Origin of the sequence: Aeromonas sp. s4 (assembly GCF_040907855.1) — a bacterium.
GTDB lineage: Bacteria > Pseudomonadota > Gammaproteobacteria > Enterobacterales > Aeromonadaceae > Aeromonas > Aeromonas caviae.
In genome coordinates this window covers 36,397-52,093 of the sequence record NZ_JBFOCP010000044.1, presented here as the reverse complement: position 1 = coordinate 52,093, position 15,697 = coordinate 36,397, and the positions used below count along the sequence as shown (strand labels likewise).

At 61.8% G+C, this 15,697-nt stretch carries 16 protein-coding genes; all 16 read left to right on the top strand.

The features are described from left to right. Positions 1–3 precede the first annotated feature (3 nt). The 16 genes from fliN (at position 4) to AB5Y89_RS14465 (ending at position 15,695) form a co-directional block, all read left to right on the top strand. A complete protein-coding gene (gene fliN / locus AB5Y89_RS14540) occupies positions 4–399 on the top strand; it encodes a flagellar motor switch protein FliN (protein ID WP_010673924.1) in 396 nt (131 codons plus the stop codon). Further along, a complete protein-coding gene (fliO, locus tag AB5Y89_RS14535; RefSeq protein ID WP_010673925.1) occupies positions 396–779 on the top strand; it encodes a flagellar biosynthetic protein FliO in 384 nt (127 codons plus the stop codon). Before fliN ends, fliO begins: the two co-directional genes overlap by 4 nt. Then, entirely contained in the window at positions 766–1,524 is a 759-nt protein-coding gene (gene fliP / locus AB5Y89_RS14530; RefSeq protein ID WP_010673926.1) for a flagellar type III secretion system pore protein FliP, read from the top strand. The genes fliO and fliP overlap by 14 nt, the downstream gene beginning before the upstream one ends. 123 nt (positions 1,525–1,647) lie before the next feature. Beyond that, on the top strand, positions 1,648–1,917 hold the full coding sequence (fliQ, locus tag AB5Y89_RS14525; RefSeq protein ID WP_010673927.1) for a flagellar biosynthesis protein FliQ: 270 nt from the start codon (positions 1,648–1,650) through the stop codon (positions 1,915–1,917). Positions 1,918–2,008: 91 nt separating this feature from the next. Continuing rightward, complete coding sequence (gene fliR / locus AB5Y89_RS14520; protein ID WP_010673928.1) at positions 2,009–2,806, top strand: flagellar biosynthetic protein FliR; 798 nt, start codon at positions 2,009–2,011, stop codon at positions 2,804–2,806. Positions 2,807–2,880: 74 nt separating this feature from the next. Beyond that, on the top strand, positions 2,881–4,011 hold the full coding sequence (gene flhB, locus AB5Y89_RS14515; RefSeq protein WP_041212629.1) for a flagellar biosynthesis protein FlhB: 1,131 nt from the start codon (positions 2,881–2,883) through the stop codon (positions 4,009–4,011). Positions 4,012–4,280: 269 nt separating this feature from the next. Continuing rightward, positions 4,281–6,383, top strand: a complete 2,103-nt coding sequence (flhA, locus tag AB5Y89_RS14510) for a flagellar biosynthesis protein FlhA (protein ID WP_010673930.1) — start codon at positions 4,281–4,283, stop codon at positions 6,381–6,383. Positions 6,384–6,399: 16 nt separating this feature from the next. Then, on the top strand, positions 6,400–7,899 hold the full coding sequence (gene flhF / locus AB5Y89_RS14505; RefSeq protein WP_368224025.1) for a flagellar biosynthesis protein FlhF: 1,500 nt from the start codon (positions 6,400–6,402) through the stop codon (positions 7,897–7,899). 1 nt (position 7,900) lies between these two features. Continuing rightward, positions 7,901–8,776: a MinD/ParA family protein gene (locus AB5Y89_RS14500; protein WP_041212631.1), complete on the top strand. Its 876-nt coding sequence runs from the start codon at positions 7,901–7,903 to the stop codon at positions 8,774–8,776. Beyond that, positions 8,769–9,488, top strand: coding sequence for an RNA polymerase sigma factor FliA (locus AB5Y89_RS14495; RefSeq protein ID WP_041212632.1), 720 nt, complete (start codon positions 8,769–8,771; stop codon positions 9,486–9,488). The genes AB5Y89_RS14500 and AB5Y89_RS14495 overlap by 8 nt, the downstream gene beginning before the upstream one ends. Before the next feature lie 110 nt (positions 9,489–9,598). Further along, positions 9,599–9,982, top strand: a complete 384-nt coding sequence (gene cheY, locus AB5Y89_RS14490; RefSeq protein WP_010673934.1) for a chemotaxis response regulator CheY — start codon at positions 9,599–9,601, stop codon at positions 9,980–9,982. A gap of 12 nt (positions 9,983–9,994) precedes the next feature. Continuing rightward, positions 9,995–10,735 (top strand): protein phosphatase CheZ, encoded by a 741-nt coding sequence (locus tag AB5Y89_RS14485; protein ID WP_041212633.1) that lies wholly within the window; start codon positions 9,995–9,997, stop codon positions 10,733–10,735. Positions 10,736–10,746: 11 nt separating this feature from the next. After that, positions 10,747–12,897, top strand: a complete 2,151-nt coding sequence (locus AB5Y89_RS14480; RefSeq protein ID WP_368224024.1) for a chemotaxis protein CheA — start codon at positions 10,747–10,749, stop codon at positions 12,895–12,897. 31 nt (positions 12,898–12,928) lie between these two features. Next, positions 12,929–14,044, top strand: a complete 1,116-nt coding sequence (locus AB5Y89_RS14475; RefSeq protein ID WP_104452533.1) for a chemotaxis response regulator protein-glutamate methylesterase — start codon at positions 12,929–12,931, stop codon at positions 14,042–14,044. Positions 14,045–14,046: 2 nt separating this feature from the next. Further along, the gene (locus tag AB5Y89_RS14470; protein ID WP_042016381.1) at positions 14,047–14,784 is read left to right on the top strand and encodes a flagellar motor protein; all 738 of its coding nucleotides are present in this window, start codon (positions 14,047–14,049) and stop codon (positions 14,782–14,784) included. A 2-nt stretch (positions 14,785–14,786) separates the two neighbouring features. After that, a complete protein-coding gene (locus tag AB5Y89_RS14465; RefSeq protein ID WP_216987585.1) occupies positions 14,787–15,695 on the top strand; it encodes an OmpA family protein in 909 nt (302 codons plus the stop codon). The last annotated feature ends 2 nt before the right edge of the window (positions 15,696–15,697 follow it).

Genomic DNA, 15,697 nt, shown 5'->3' with positions numbered 1-15,697 from the left:
AAGATGAGCGGAACCGATGACGAGCAGGATTTGATGGCTGACGCCTGGGCGGCCGCACTGGAGGAGCAGGTCACGGCCGAAGCCAAGCCTGCCCCCCTGGAGGAGTTGAAGGACGAAGCCCCCATCAGCGCCGAAGAGCGGCGCAAGCTGGACACCATTCTGGACATCCCGGTGACCATCGCCATGGAAGTGGGCCGCAGCCAGATCAGCATTCGCAACCTGCTGCAACTGAACCAGGGCTCGGTGGTGGAGCTGGATCGGGTGGCGGGTGAACCCCTGGACGTGCTGGTCAACGGCACCCTGATCGCCCACGGCGAGGTGGTGGTGGTGAACGACAAGTTCGGTATCCGCCTTACCGACGTCATCAGCCAGATTGAAAGGATCAAGAAGCTCAAATGATCCGTGTGCTCCCGTTGTGGCTGTTTTCCCTGCCTGCCCTGGCCAACCCGGGGGTAGGGGCCAATCCCCCCAGCCTCACCTCCTGGCTGCTCTCCAGCCTGATGGTGATCGGCCTCATCCTGGTGCTCGGCTTTCTGCTCAAGAAGAGCAAGCTTTCCCAGGTGATGGGAGGGGGCCAGATGAAGGTCATCGCCACCCTGCCCCTTGGCTACAAGGAGAAGCTGATGGTGGTCAAGGTGGGCGGCCAGCAGCTGCTGGTCGGGGTGACGCCGCAGCAGGTCAACTTCCTCTATCGCCTGGAGGAGCCGCTGGACGAGAGCCAACCCCAGGCGTTCTCCGAGCAATTGGGCAAACTGATGGGCAAGCATGAAAAACGTTAACTGGACCCGGTGGCTGGCACTGCTCTCCCTGGTGCTCTCGCCCCTGGCGATGGCCCAGGACGGCATGTCGGCACTCACCGTCAAGACCATGGCGGATGGCAGTCAGGAGTACAGCCTGACCCTGCAGGTGCTGGCGTTGATGACCGCGCTCTCCTTCCTGCCGGCCATGGTGATCATGATGACCTCCTTCACCCGGATCATCGTGGTGCTCGGCATCCTGCGCCAGGCCATCGGTCTGCAGCAGAGCCCCTCCAACCAGGTGCTGATCGGCATCGCCCTCTTCATGTCGTTTTTCATCATGTCGCCGGTGCTGGATCGCATCAACAACGAGGCGTTGCAGCCCTATCTGGCCGAGACCATCGGGGCCAAGGAGGCCCTGGAGAAGGCGGAGCTGCCCATTCACCAGTTCATGCTGGCCCAGACCCGGGTCAAGGATCTCAATACTTTCATGGAGATAGCGAACGTGCAGGTAGCCGAGCCTGCTGACGTGCCGCTGCGGGTGCTGATCCCGGCCTTCGTCACCAGCGAGCTCAAGACCGCCTTCCAGATAGGCTTCATGCTGTTTCTGCCCTTCCTGGTCATCGATCTGGTGGTCGCCAGTATCCTGATGGCCATGGGGATGATGATGCTCTCCCCCATGCTGGTCTCCCTGCCGTTCAAGCTGATGCTGTTCGTCATGGTGGATGGCTGGAACCTCATTCTGGGCTCCCTGGCCACCAGCTTCGGGCTGGGCTCGGGTGGTTAGGGGAGGGCAGACCTTCCCCCCGGCTCTCCCCTTCACTCGGGGAGGGCGCGAGGCCTCTCTTCCTCTCGAAGGAGGAGGCCGGGAGGATGCGACCCTGGGCAAATCCATCAAAAGGAGCGAGCAATGAGTCCTGAAACCTTCGTCGACGTCTTTCGCGAGGCGCTTTGGCTGGTGACCATCATGGTGTGCGCCGTGATCCTGCCGAGCCTGATGGTGGGGTTGGTGGTCGCCATCTTCCAGGCCGCCACCTCCATCAACGAACAGACCTTGAGCTTCCTGCCCCGCCTGGTGGTCACCCTGCTGGCCCTGGGAGCGGGGGCTCACTGGGGATTGCAGAGTCTGATGGACTTCTTCCAGCTGATGGTGAGCCAGATCCCCGAGGTGGTGGGCTGATGCCAGCCAAGGGCCACTCTTTTGCTCTGGCCGAGGCAGACCGGGGCCTGCGTCCTCCCGTTGGCCTGTTCCTGCCGGGAGTGCCGCTGTCATGACCTACACCACGGCGCTCATTATGGAGTGGCTCTCCTCCATCCTCTGGCCCCTGGCCCGGGTGAGCAGTCTCCTGATGGTGATGGCGGTCTTCGGCAGCCGGCTCGCCCCCGCCCATATCCGTATCGGCCTGGCGCTGGCGATCACCCTCATCATCGCCCCCCTGCTGCCCCCGATGCCGAAGATCGAGCTCTTCTCCCTCGGCAGCTTCCTGGTGCTGGGGCAGCAACTGCTCATCGGCATCGCGCTCGGCCTCATGACCCAGTTCCTGCTGGAGACCTTCGTGATGGCGGGTCAGGTCATCGCCATGCAGACCAGCCTGGGCTTTGCCACCCTGGTGGATCCCATGAACGGCCAGTCGGCTCCCGTGGTGGGCCAGTTCTACCTGATGCTGGCGACCCTGGTGTTTCTCGCGGTGGACGGCCACCTGCTGATGCTGCGCATGGTGGTGCTGAGTTTCGAAACCCTGCCGGTATCTGACAGCGGGCTCACCCTGCCTGCCATCCGCAGCCTGGTGAGCTTTCTCGGGGTTATGTATCAGGCTTCTCTGGTGATGGCGCTCTCGGCCATCATCGCCCTGCTGCTGATCAACTTCGCGTTCGGGGTGATGACCCGTGCGGCCCCCCAGCTCAACATCTTCAGCATCGGCTTTGCGGTCAGCATGATGTCGGGCCTGTTCATCCTCTGGCTCACCATCGGTGGCTTCATGGGGCACTTCGACGCGCTCTGGGAGCGGGTGCAGGAGACCAGCTGCGAGCTCATCAACGTCCAGTGCTTCGGGGGCCAGCATGACTGAGGCCCTCCCGGTTGCGACCCTTTTGCCGCCAGTCTGGCGGGCTGCCAGCCGGCTGATGCCGGCAGGAGGCCAGCATGGCTGATACCGATCAGGAACGCACAGAACAACCCACGGGCAAACGACTGCAACAGGCCCGGGAAAAAGGGCAGATTGCACGTTCCAAGGAGCTGGGTACCGCCAGCGTCCTGCTGGCGACCGTGTTCGGCCTCCTGATGATCAAGGAGAGTCTGGCAGGGGCCATGATCAAGGTACTCACCATGGGCTTTACCCTGGACCGGGATCAGGCGTTCGACCCCAATGCCATGGGGGCCATGGTGCCTGCCCTGCTGGGGGAGCTGATCCAGCCTCTGGGGCTGCTGTTCATGCTGGTGATCATCGCCGCCTTCGTCGGCAACACCCTGCTCGGCGGGATGAACTTCTCCTCCGAGGCCATGTTGCCCAAGTGGAGCAAGCTGAGCCCCCTGAGCGGCATCAAAAGGATGTTCGGGGTGCAATCACTGGTGGAACTTGTCAAATCCATCGCAAAAGTGGTGTTTATTAGTCTGTTCGCCTGGTGGATGCTGTCGAGCCAGTTCAACCATCTGCTGAATCTCTCTCTTGAGGGCTTTCCCGGCGGCATCGTCGATGCCCTGGACCTGCTGCTCTGGATGCTGATCATCCTCTGCTGCGCCCTGATCCCCATTGTCGCCATCGATGTGCCGTTCCAGAGCTGGAACCACAATCGCCAGCTCAAGATGACCAAGCAGGAGATCAAGGACGAGTTCAAGGACAGCGAAGGCAAGCCCGAGGTCAAGGGGCGGATACGCCAGTTGCAGATGCAGATGGCCATGCGCCGCATGATGGGGGATGTCCCCAAGGCCGATGTGATCATCACCAACCCGACCCACTACTCGGTGGCGCTCAAATACGATGCGGGCAAGCCGGGGGCGGCGCCCAAGGTACTGGCCAAGGGGGTCGACGAGGTGGCGATGAAGATCCGGGAGATCGGGCGCGAATACGACATCCCCGTCATGTCCTCCCCGCCGCTCACCCGGGCCCTTTACCACGCCACCGAGATTGGCCAGGAGATCCCGGAGGGGCTCTTCGCCGCCGTCGCCCAGGTGCTGGCCTATGTCTATCAGCTCAAGAAGTTCCGCCGTGGCCGCGGCCGGCGCCCGACCCCCATCGCCAAGGATCTGCCCATTCCCCCCGAGTTTCGCAAATAACGCAGTGGTGGCAGCCTTATCCCGGGTTCTCTCCCTTGTGTCGCAAACAAGGCCGCTATCTCCTTGTCGAGGCGCGTCGCCTCGCCCCATGGCCTGGGCTGGCCTTTGGCCTGCTTGGTGAAGGCAGCTTCCCCCTGTCACCATTTCCCGTGACGCCAACGACGGACTTCTGACAGTGTTAAAATAAAAACCATATAGATCAATACATTGAATCCTTGGCTTGATATTTGCTTTAATCCGTCATTGGCAGTTTATCATTGAGAAGCACGATGGGATTCAAAGCGGGACTGGGCCGTTTCAAAGAGTACAAGTGGCTGCTCAGCAGAGGGGTAGGGACGCCGCTGCTGGTATTGGCCTCTCTGGGGATGGTGGTACTCCCCATTCCGCCCCTGATGCTGGATATCCTCTTCTCCTTCAACATCGCCCTCTCCATCGTGGTGCTGCTGGTGGCGGTCTATACCCGCCGCCCCCTGGAATTTGCCGCCTTCCCCACCGTCTTGCTGATCGCCACCCTGCTGCGGCTCGCCCTCAACGTTGCCTCCACCCGGGTGGTGTTGCTGGAAGGCCACAATGGCAGCGCGGCGGCAGGCCATGTGATCGAGGCGTTCGGCAACGTGGTGATCGGCGGCAACTATGCCGTGGGCATCATCGTCTTCATGATCCTGGTGATCATCAACTTTGTGGTGGTCACCAAGGGTGCGGGCCGGATCTCCGAGGTGAGCGCCCGCTTCACCCTTGACGCCATGCCCGGCAAGCAGATGGCCATCGATGCGGACCTGAACGCCGGTCTCATCAATCAGGAAGAGGCCAAGAAGCGCCGTCAGGACGTGACTCAGGAAGCGGACTTCTACGGCTCCATGGACGGTGCCTCCAAATTCGTGAAGGGGGATGCCATCGCCGGCATCATGATCCTCTTCATCAACATCATCGGCGGCTTCATCATCGGCATGATGCAGCACCAGCTCACCTTCGGCGAAGCGGCCCAGGTCTATACCCTGCTCGCCATCGGTGACGGTCTGGTGGCCCAGATCCCCTCGCTCCTGCTCTCCATTGCCGCGGCCATCATCGTTACCCGTCAGAATACCGACCAGGACATGGGGACAGCGGTACTCGGCCAACTGTTCGAAAATCCCAAGGCGCTGGTGATCTCCGCCGGCATCCTGCTGATGATGGGCAGCGTACCCGGCATGCCGCACCTGGCTTTCCTGAGCCTGGGGGCGGTGGCGGCGGCGGGCGCCTGGTGGCTGCTGCGCCGCGAGAAGCAGAACAAGGCGAAGGCGGCGAGCGGCGAACTCATGCCGGCCCAGGGGGATGCCCCGGTGGAGCAGAAGGATCTCAGCTGGGACGACGTCATGCCGGTGGACATCATCGGCCTGGAGGTGGGTTATCAGCTGATCCCGCTGGTGGACAAGAACCAGGGGGGCGAGCTGCTCAACCGGATCAAGGGGGTGCGCAAGAAGCTCTCCCAGGAGCTGGGCTTTCTGGTGCCTGCCGTCCACATTCGCGACAACCTGGATCTTGCCCCCAACCAGTACCGCATCACCCTGATGGGCGTGAGCACGGGGGAAGCCACCGTCTATCACGACAAGGAGATGGCCATCAACCCGGGGCAGGTGTTCGGCCAGATCCACGGTATCGCTACCCAGGACCCAGCGTTCGGGCTGGAGGCGGTCTGGGTCGCCAAGGAGCAGGTCTCCCAGGCCCAGACCCTTGGCTACACCGTGGTCGATGCGGCCACCGTGGTGGCTACCCACCTGAGCCAGATCCTCTCCAACCATGCGGCGCTGCTGCTGGGTCATGACGAGGTGCAACAACTGCTCGACATGATAGGGAAGCATCAGAGCAAGCTGGTGGAAGGACTGGTTCCCGAGGTGATCAGCATGGGCAACCTGGTGAAGGTATTGCAGAATTTGCTCAATGAAGGCGTGCCAATTCGCGATATGCGCACTATCCTGCAGACCCTCGTGGAATATGCGCCCCGCAGCCCGGACCCGGAAGTGCTGACCGCAGCCTGCCGGATAGCCCTGCGCAGATTGATTGTGCAGGAGATTGCCGGCCCCGAGCCCGAGCTGCCGGTGATCACCTTGTCACCAGAACTGGAACGTATATTGCATCAATCCCTGCAAGCAGGTGGGGGAGATGGCGCCGGTATCGAACCGGGACTGGCGGAGCGGATGCAACGCTCCCTGGTGGAAGCCACTCAACGACAAGAACTGGAAGGCCAGCCGGCCGTGCTTCTGACATCGGGGATATTGCGCAATACCCTGGCGAAATTTGTCAAGAATGCCATTCCTGGATTACGCGTGCTGTCCTATCAGGAAGTGCCTGACGACAAGCAGATCCGCATCGTCAGTGCGGTGGGACAGGGCTAGTTAGCGGAGATGACGGGTGAAGATTAAGCGGTTTTTTGCCAAAGACATGCGCACGGCGCTGGCCGAGGTCAAGGAGACTCTCGGACCCGATGCCGTCATCATGTCCAACAAAAAGGTCACCGGTGGGGTGGAGATAGTCGCGGCCGTCGATTATCAATCCCAGGTACCGGGGCCCAAAGACGCGCCGGTTCGCCGTCAGTTGAATGAAGAGAGCGTCAATATCTCGTCTGCGGGCAAACAGATGACGAGGTCGGCGCCACCCAAGGAACAGAACGAATACTACGCCGATACCCTGGCGGCCCTGCTGGCACGCCAGCAGAAGCTCAATCCGGCCAACCCGGCGGGTGGCAATGCCGCCCCGGGATCATGGTCTGGCAGCGGAGCGGGCAACGGTCAGCCAGCCTCGGCCTCCTGGCCCGCCAATGGCGCTGCCGGCACCCAGTCCGCCGGACTGGCGGGCGCGGCCAGTGCTCCCAGAACCCTGGCCGAACAGGGCCAGTGGGGAGCCGCTCCCGAGCCCGCCAAGCCCAAGGCCCGTCCTGCCGCCGCCCCGCGCCAGACCCAGTCCGCCCAGCGGGATCAGGAGATGGAGGGGATGCGCAAGGAGATGGCCAGCATCCGCAAGTTGCTGGAGCACCAGATCTCCGGCCTGATGTGGCAGGAGGTGGAGCGCCGCGAACCCATGCGCGCCCTGCTCATCAAGGAACTCAAGAAGATGGGGTTCGACGATGCCTTCGCCGATCAGCTGGCGGGCCTCATCCCCGAAGACATGCCGATCCATCAGGCCATGGCCCAGCTGGCCGAGGTGCTGACGGCCCAGCTCAAGATCAGCGAGGACGAGATCCTGCGTCAGGGGGGGGCGGTGGCCCTGCTCGGACCGACCGGGGTGGGCAAGACTACCACCATCGCCAAGCTGGCGGCCCGCTTTGCCATGAAGTATGGCGCCGAGCAGGTGGCGCTCATTACCACGGACAACTACCGGATCGGGGCCCACGAACAGTTGCAGACCTATGGTCGCATCATGGGTTGCCCGGTGCGCCAGGTGCGGGACGCCGAAGAGTTGGCCAGTGCCCTCTATCAGTTCCGCCATCGCCGGCTGGTGCTCATCGACACCGCCGGGGTGGGTCAGCGGGATATCCGCCTGACCGAACAGCTCGACACCCTGGTGAAGAATGCCAAGGTGCGTATCCGCAGTTATCTGGTCATGTCGGCCACCTCCCAGCGACGTGTGATGCAGGAGGCGGTGGATCACTTCCGGCGCATTCCGCTCTCCGGCTGCATTCTGACCAAGCTCGACGAGAGCCTGAATCTGGGTGAAGTGATCAACGTGTGCATTCAAAACGCCCTGCCCATCAGTTACATCACCGACGGGCAACGGGTGCCGGAAGATATTCAAGTTGCCAATGCGGCGCTGCTGGTCGGTGCCGCCATGGGGTCGCTGGAACGGGAAGCAGAAGATCCCTATTTCTGGGGATCGGGTTTTGGCGAATCCGAAGATTCGGAGTTTTATGAGTAACATGTATATGGATCAGGCGAGTGGTCTGCGCAAAATGCGTCAAAACAATCGAGTGAAAGTGATCGCCGTGTCCGGAGGCAAGGGGGGCGTCGGCAAGACCAACGTGACCCTGAACGTGGCGGGAGCCATGGCCGCCCAGGGCAAGCGGGTGTTGGTGCTGGACGCCGACCTTGGTCTGGCCAACGTCGACGTCATGCTGGGGCTGAGGGTGCATCGCAACCTCTCCCATGTGCTGGCCGGGGAGTGCACCATAGACGACATCATCGTCGAGGGGCCCTACGGCATGATGATAGTGCCGGCCACCTCGGGCACTCAGTCCATGGTCGAGCTCTCTCCGGTACAACATGCCGAGCTCATCCGCGCCTTCAGCGAGATGAAGACCCAGGTGGACGTGTTGCTGGTGGACACGGCGGCGGGGATTTCCGACATGGTGCTGAGTTTCACCCGTGCCGCCCAGGACATCATGGTGGTGGTGTGCGATGAACCCACCTCCATCACGGATGCCTACGCGCTCATCAAGATCCTCTCCAAGGATCACGGTGTGTTTCGCTTCAAGGTGGTGGCCAACATGGTCCGCTCCCTGCGCGAGGGACAGGAGCTGTTCGCCAAGCTGACCCGGGTCACCGACCGCTTCCTGGATACCTCCCTGGAGCTGGTGGCCTGCGTGCCTTACGACACCAACCTGCGGGCCGCGGTGCGCAAGCAGAAACTGATAGTTGAGGCGTTTCCAAAATCCCCTGCCGCCCTGGCATTTCGTGCCCTGGCGAACAAGGCGGCGAGCTGGCCCATCCCGAATCAGCCGGGCGGCCACCTCGAATTTTTCCTGGAAAACTTGTTGCAAAAGCCGGTCATAACACAGGAAGACTCCCGTGAATAAAGCCCAAGCATACTTGCGTCATCAGGATTCCTACGTGCTGGTCGAGCGACACGCTCCGCTGGTCAAGCGGATTGCCCAGCATTTATTGGCTCGCCTGCCAAGCAGTGTCTTGCTGGATGACCTGATCCAGGCAGGTATGATTGGGCTGCTCGAAGCTTCCCGCAACTTTGACGGCAGCAAGGGCGCCAGCTTTGAAACCTATGCCGGCATCCGCATCCGTGGTGCCATGCTCGACGAGATCCGCCGCGGAGACTGGGTGCCCCGCTCGGTGCACCGCAACAGCCGTGCCATCGCAGAAGCGATCGAGAACGTGGAGCAGGCCCATGGCCGGGATGCCAGAGACACCGAGGTGGCCGCCAATATGGGGGTGTCCCTCGGGGAGTACCATGCCATGCTGCAGGATGTTTCCTGCGGCAAGATCATCGGCATCGAGGATCTGGGCGTCAGCGAGGATGTCATCGGTCATCCCGATGACGGCAACGGTCAGGGAGGATTCGACGATCTGGCGGCCGAGCGCTTCCAGGGGGCCCTGGCGGAGCACATCGCCCGCCTGCCGGAGCGGGAGGCGCTGGTGCTGTCCCTTTATTACGATGAAGAGCTGAATCTGCGCGAGATCGGTGAAGTATTGAGTGTGAGTGAGTCTCGGGTGAGCCAGATTCATAGTCAGGCCATGCACAGGCTGCGCGCCCGTTTGCGAGATTGGAATTTATAAGTGGTTGTACTGGCTACACTGGAGCACAACTCTAAGGCATAATCCGCACCATAAAACCTGCGATCTGCATCATGTAAGTGAGCCGTCTTGGCGGCTATTTAGGAGGAACTTTGGACAAGAACATGAAAATCCTCATCGTCGATGACTTTTCAACGATGCGCCGGATTATCAAGAACTTGCTGCGTGACCTGGGATACAACAATACCCATGAAGCAGACGATGGCAACACGGCGTTGCCGATGCTGAAAAATGGCGACTTCCAGTTCGTGGTCACCGACTGGAACATGCCCGGCATGCAGGGCATCGACCTGCTCAAGGCGATTCGCCTCGACGACAAGCTCAAGCACCTGCCGGTTCTGATGGTCACTGCCGAAGCCAAACGCGAGCAGATCATCGAAGCCGCCCAGGCCGGGGTCAATGGCTATATCGTCAAGCCGTTCACCGCTGCCACCCTCAAAGAGAAGCTCGACAAAATCTTTGAACGTATCGGCTAAGGAGCGGCAGGGATGAAGGCCAAAACGAGTGCCATGATCTCGCTTGACCAGGCAAGGATGCTGGTTGCCCACCTGGAGCGGGAAGAGTTTGAACAGGCCGATACCATCCTCGCCGATGTGTGCGCCCCCAATGCGGCGGCCCTGTTTGACAAGGTGGGGCAGCTGACCCGCCAATTGCACAACTCATTGCAGGATTTTCGCCTGGATCCCAGGATCCCCGACCTGGCCACCCATGAGATCCCGGATGCCCGGGAGCGTCTGAGCTATGTCATCGACATGACGGACAAGGCGGCCAATCGCACCATGGATGCGGTCGAGGCAAGCCTTCCCATCGCCGATCGACTCAACGACAACATTCAGCTGGTCATGCCCAACTGGAATGCCCTGATGAGCCGGGATCTCGAGCTGGGTCAATTCAAGGCGCTGTGCCATCAACTGAATGATTTTATTAAGGCTTCTGAGACGGATGCCGATAAGTTACGACAACTGCTGACGGAAATTCTGATGGCTCAGGATTTCCAGGACCTGACCGGTCAGATGATCCGCAAGGTGATCAAACTGGTGCAGGAAGTTGAAACGAAGTTGATAGAGATGCTGACCATGTTCGGTGAGGGCGTTAGCGACAATTCGGCACGTAGCCTGCCAGTGAGCGGCATCGAAGCGGAAGGCCCCATCATGAACCCGCAGACCCGCTCAGATGTGGTCAATGGTCAAGATGATGTGGACGATCTGCTGTCTAGCCTGGGATTCTAATGGAGTGACGCATGGCCTTCGAAGTTGATGAAGACATACTGCAAGACTTTTTGGTCGAAGCATCAGAAATATTGGAACAGTTGTCTGAACAACTGGTCGACTTGGAAAAGCGGCCCGATGACAAGAACCTGTTGAACGCCATCTTCCGCGGCTTCCACACCGTCAAGGGGGGAGCGGGCTTCCTCTCCCTCACCGAACTGGTGGATGTCTGTCACGGTGCCGAGAACCTGTTCGACATGCTGCGCAACGGCAAGCGGACCCTCAGTGCCGAGCTGATGGATGTCATCTTGCAGGCGCTGGATGCCATCAACGTCATGTTTGCCCAGGTCCAGAACCGCGAAGAGATAAGCCCCGCTTCTCCCGATCTGCTGCACGATCTGCACGAGCTGTGCAAGCCGGAAGGGCAGGAGCAGCTGCGTACCGCCAGCGTAGCGGCCCAGCCAGAACCCGAGCCTGAGCCCGAACCCGCACCAGAACCCGAGGTCATCGCCGAGGTGGCGCCTGTCGCCGTCAATGGCGGTGGCTCCATCGACGAGATCTCCGCCGACGAATTTGAACGCCTGCTCGATGAGCTGCACGGTGTCGGCAAAGCGCCGACGGTCTCTGCCGCCCCCGTGCTGAGCGGGTCAGGTGACATCACAGACGACGAATTCGAGGCTCTGCTCGACCAGCTCCATGGTCAGGGCCAGCACGGTGGTGCCCCCGATCTGGCCCCCCTGCAGTCGGTCCAGAAAGAGGTGGACGAGCTCATCGACGACGATGAGTTCGAGCGCCTGCTGGATGAACTGCACGGCCGTGGCCAGGCGCCCCAGCACAGTCTGGCACCTGCTCCTGCGCCCGAACCCAAGGCCCCGGCACCCGCTGCCCCCGCAGCCCCGGTGACGCCGCCCAAGGCGCCAGTGGCCGCCAAACCCGCGCCGGTAGAGCCCCCAGCGCCAGCCAGGGCCGCCCCTGCCAAGCAGGCCGCTCCCGCCGAGAGCAGCGCGGTACAGAGCGATACCACGGTGCGGGTGGATACCAAGACCCTGGACGTCATCATGAACATGGTGGGCGAACTGGTGCTGGTGAGAAACCGCCTGGTGAGCCTCGGCATCGCCAGCAATGACGAAGAGATGTCCAAGGCTGTCGCGAACCTCGACGTCGTGACCGCCGATCTGCAGGGCGCGGTCATGAAGACCCGCATGCAGCCTATCAAGAAAGTATTCGGCCGCTTCCCGCGCGTGGTGCGCGATCTGGCTCGTACCCTCAAGAAGGAGATCGAGCTGGTGATGGTGGGTGAGGACACGGATCTGGACAAGAACCTGGTGGAGGCCCTGGCCGACCCCCTGGTTCACCTGGTGCGCAACTCCTGCGACCATGGCGTCGAGATGCCGGACGTGCGCGAGAAGGCGGGCAAGCCCCGCCAGGGCACCATCACCCTGAGCGCCTCCCAGCAAGGGGACCACATTCTGCTCTGCATCGAGGATGACGGCGCAGGGATGGACCCGGAGAAGCTCAAGTCCATCGCCATCAGCCGTGGCGTGCTCGATGCTGACAGCGCGGCGCGCATGAGCGACAACGATGCCTACAACCTGATCTTCGCCCCCGGCTTCTCCACCAAGTCGGAGATCTCCGACATCTCCGGCCGTGGAGTGGGCATGGACGTGGTGAAGACCAGCATCGTCAGCCTCAATGGCTCGGTACACATCGATTCCACCTGGGGCAAGGGCACCCGTCTCGAGATCAAGGTTCCCCTGACCCTGGCCATTCTGCCGACCCTGATGGTGGAGGTGGGTCAGCAGACCTTCGCCCTGCCCCTCGGTTGCGTGAATGAAATTTTCCACCTGGATCTGAAAAAGGCCAACGTGGTGGATGGCCAGCTCACCATCATCGTCCGTGACAAGGCGATTCCGCTGTTCTACCTGCACAAGTGGCTGGTACGCGGTGCCGGCAAGACGGCCCGCCAGGACCAGGGCCACGTGGTCATCGTCCAGATAGGGACCCAGCAGGTGGGCTTCGTGGTAGACAACCTCATCGGTCAGGAAGAGGTGGTGATAAAGCCCCTGGACAACCTGCTGCAAGGTACCCCCGGCATGGCCGGCGCCACCATTACCAGCGACGGCGGCATCGCCCTCATTCTGGATGTGCCCAGCCTGCTCAAGGCCTATGCCCGTCGCCACTGAGCGCCAGGCTCAAGGAGTTAAAAGAATAACAATGGCAGTCAAGGTATTAGTGGTCGACGATTCGAGTTTCTTCCGCCGTCGGGTCAGCGAAATCATCAATCAGGATCCCCTGATGACGGTGATCGACACGGCCCAGAACGGGCGGGAGGCGGTAGACAAGGCGCAGCAGTTGCGGCCCGACGTCATTACCATGGACATTGAAATGCCGGTGCTCGACGGCATCAGCGCCGTGCGCGAGATCATGGCCAAGTGTCCGACCCCCATCCTGATGTTCTCTTCCCTGACCCACGAGGGAGCCAAGGCAACACTGGATGCGCTGGATGCGGGCGCCCTCGATTTTCTGCCCAAGAAGTTTGAAGACATCGCCCGGGACAAGGACGAAGCAGTCAACTTGCTGCAGCAGCGGGTCAAGGAGATCGCCCGCAAGCGCTTCCTGATGGCGACCCGGCCCCGCGCCCCCGAGCCTGCCGTCCGGCCCGCCGTCACGGGGACCATGAATCGCCCCTTGGCCGAACGCCAGCACGAGCCTGCGCGAGCAGCGGCGGCTCCCGCCGCGTTCAAGCGCAGTGGCAAGAGTTACCAGCTGGTTGCCATCGGTACCTCCACCGGCGGGCCGGTGGCACTGCAGAACGTGCTGACCAAGCTGCCGGGAGATTTCCCTCATCCCATCCTGCTGATCCAGCACATGCCGGCCACCTTCACCGCTGCCTTTGCCGCCCGCCTCAACGGGCTGTGCCAGATAGGGGTCAAGGAGGCGCAGGATGGCGACGTGCTCAAGCCGGGTCAGGCCTATCTTGCCCCCGGTGGCAAGCAGATGTTGCTGGAAGGGCGCGGGCCCGGTGCCCGTCTTCGCATCATCGATGGCAATGACAAGGTCAACTACAAACCCTGCGTGGACATCACCTTCGCCTCCGCCGCCAAGACCTATGGCGACAAGGTGCTGGCCATCGTCCTGACCGGCATGGGCGCGGATGGCCGCGACGGTGCCCGTCTGCTCAAGGAGCAGGGGGCGACCATCTGGGCGCAGGATGAAGCCTCCTGCGTGGTCTATGGCATGCCCCAGGCCGTTGCCAAGGCGGGCATAGCAAGCGAATCCCTGCCGCTGGATCGGGTGGCCCAGCGCATTCTGGTCGAGTTGGGCCGCTGACCATGGGCATGCTCGGCCTGGTGCTGGCGCTGGGGGCCGTCGCCATCGCCCAGTGGTGGCATGGCGGGAGCCTGCTGACCCTGCTGGATGGCCCGGCCTTTGTCATCGTCGTCGGGGGAACCTGGGGGGCGGTGATCTTGCAGACTCCCCGCAGGTACCTGCTCAGTGCCCTGAGGCAGGCAACCTGGATGCTGTTTCCGCCGCAGCTGGATCTTGCGGAGCAGGCCGAGCGCCTGAAGGCGTGGGCCCAGTTCGCCCGCCAGCAAGGCTTGCTGGCGCTGGAAAACCAGGCCGAGGCCGAGCCCGATCCCTTCACCCGCCAGGGGCTTTCCATGATTGTGGATGGCGTCTCCATCGAGGATATCCGCAGCCTGCTGGAGGCGGACATCGACATCGAGCAGGAGCGCAACGAGCACTCGGCCAGGGTGTTCGAGTCCATGGGCGGGTACAGCCCCACCATCGGCATCATCGGGGCCGTGATTGGCCTCATCCAGGCCATGTTTCATCTGGAGGAGCCAGGCACCCTGGGGGCGGGCATTGCCGTGGCCTTCGTCGCCACCATCTACGGGGTGGGCTTTGCCAACTTGCTCTATCTGCCGATTGCGAATCGGCTGCGCGCCTTCCACTACCATTACGGCCTCTATCAGGAGATGACCCTGGAGGGGCTTCTGGCCATCGCCCACGGGGAGAACGGCCCGCAGGTTGAAAGGCGGTTACGGGCTTATCTGAAAGGGGAGTAGCCATGCGCAAGCGCTATCGTTTGCACCTGCAAGGGCGAGAGCATCTCGATCGCTGGCTGGTCTCCTATGCCGATTACATGACGCTCATCTTCGCCCTTTTCGTGGTGCTCTACTCCGTTGCCATCGTCAACAAGGAGGAGTACCGCGCCGTCATCGAGGGCATGACCCAGGCCTTCAACCAGGCGCCGCGCAGCGATGGCCTGCTGGAAGGGCGGGGCAATTCCTTGCTGGACAACCCGATCTCGGCCGCACCCAGCCTGCTGGAGAGCCAGGCCTCTGCGTCCCCCTCGCGGGCACCCATCACGGGCACGCCCGTCTCGCAAGATGGCACGGCTCTTGCGCAGATCGACATGCAGATCCAGGAGTCCATGGGCGCCCTGGTCGATGCGGGGGTGGTGAAGCTTGCGCAGGATGAAAACTGGCTGACGGTGGAGCTGAGTTCAGGTCTCCTGTTCAACAGTGGCAGCGCTTTTCTGGGTAACAATGCCGCCCCTGTGCTCGATACGCTTTCAGGTATTCTCAAACCGGTCGATAACTATGTCAGGGTGCGGGGCTACACGGATAACCAACCGATAAACAACGAAATTTTCCGCTCCAACTGGACATTGTCAGCAGCCCGCGCCGAGGCAGTGCTCAATGCCCTGGTGGGCAAGGGGGTGGCTCCCGGTCGGCTCGCCTACGAGGCGTACGGAGAGTTTTCCCCCTTCGTCGACAATGGCACCGAGCAGGGACGATTACAGAATCGCAAGGTGGTGGTCGCCATATCCAGGTTCGCCTGGGTGCCGCCAGCCCCCGTCAAACCGCTGACGGTGGCACCGGTGCAGGACGCACCGCAGAGTGTCGACAGTGAAAAGATCAGGGTGATCGCGCTGCCCGGTGGGGGCATACGCATAACAACAAGGCAGGATTGATA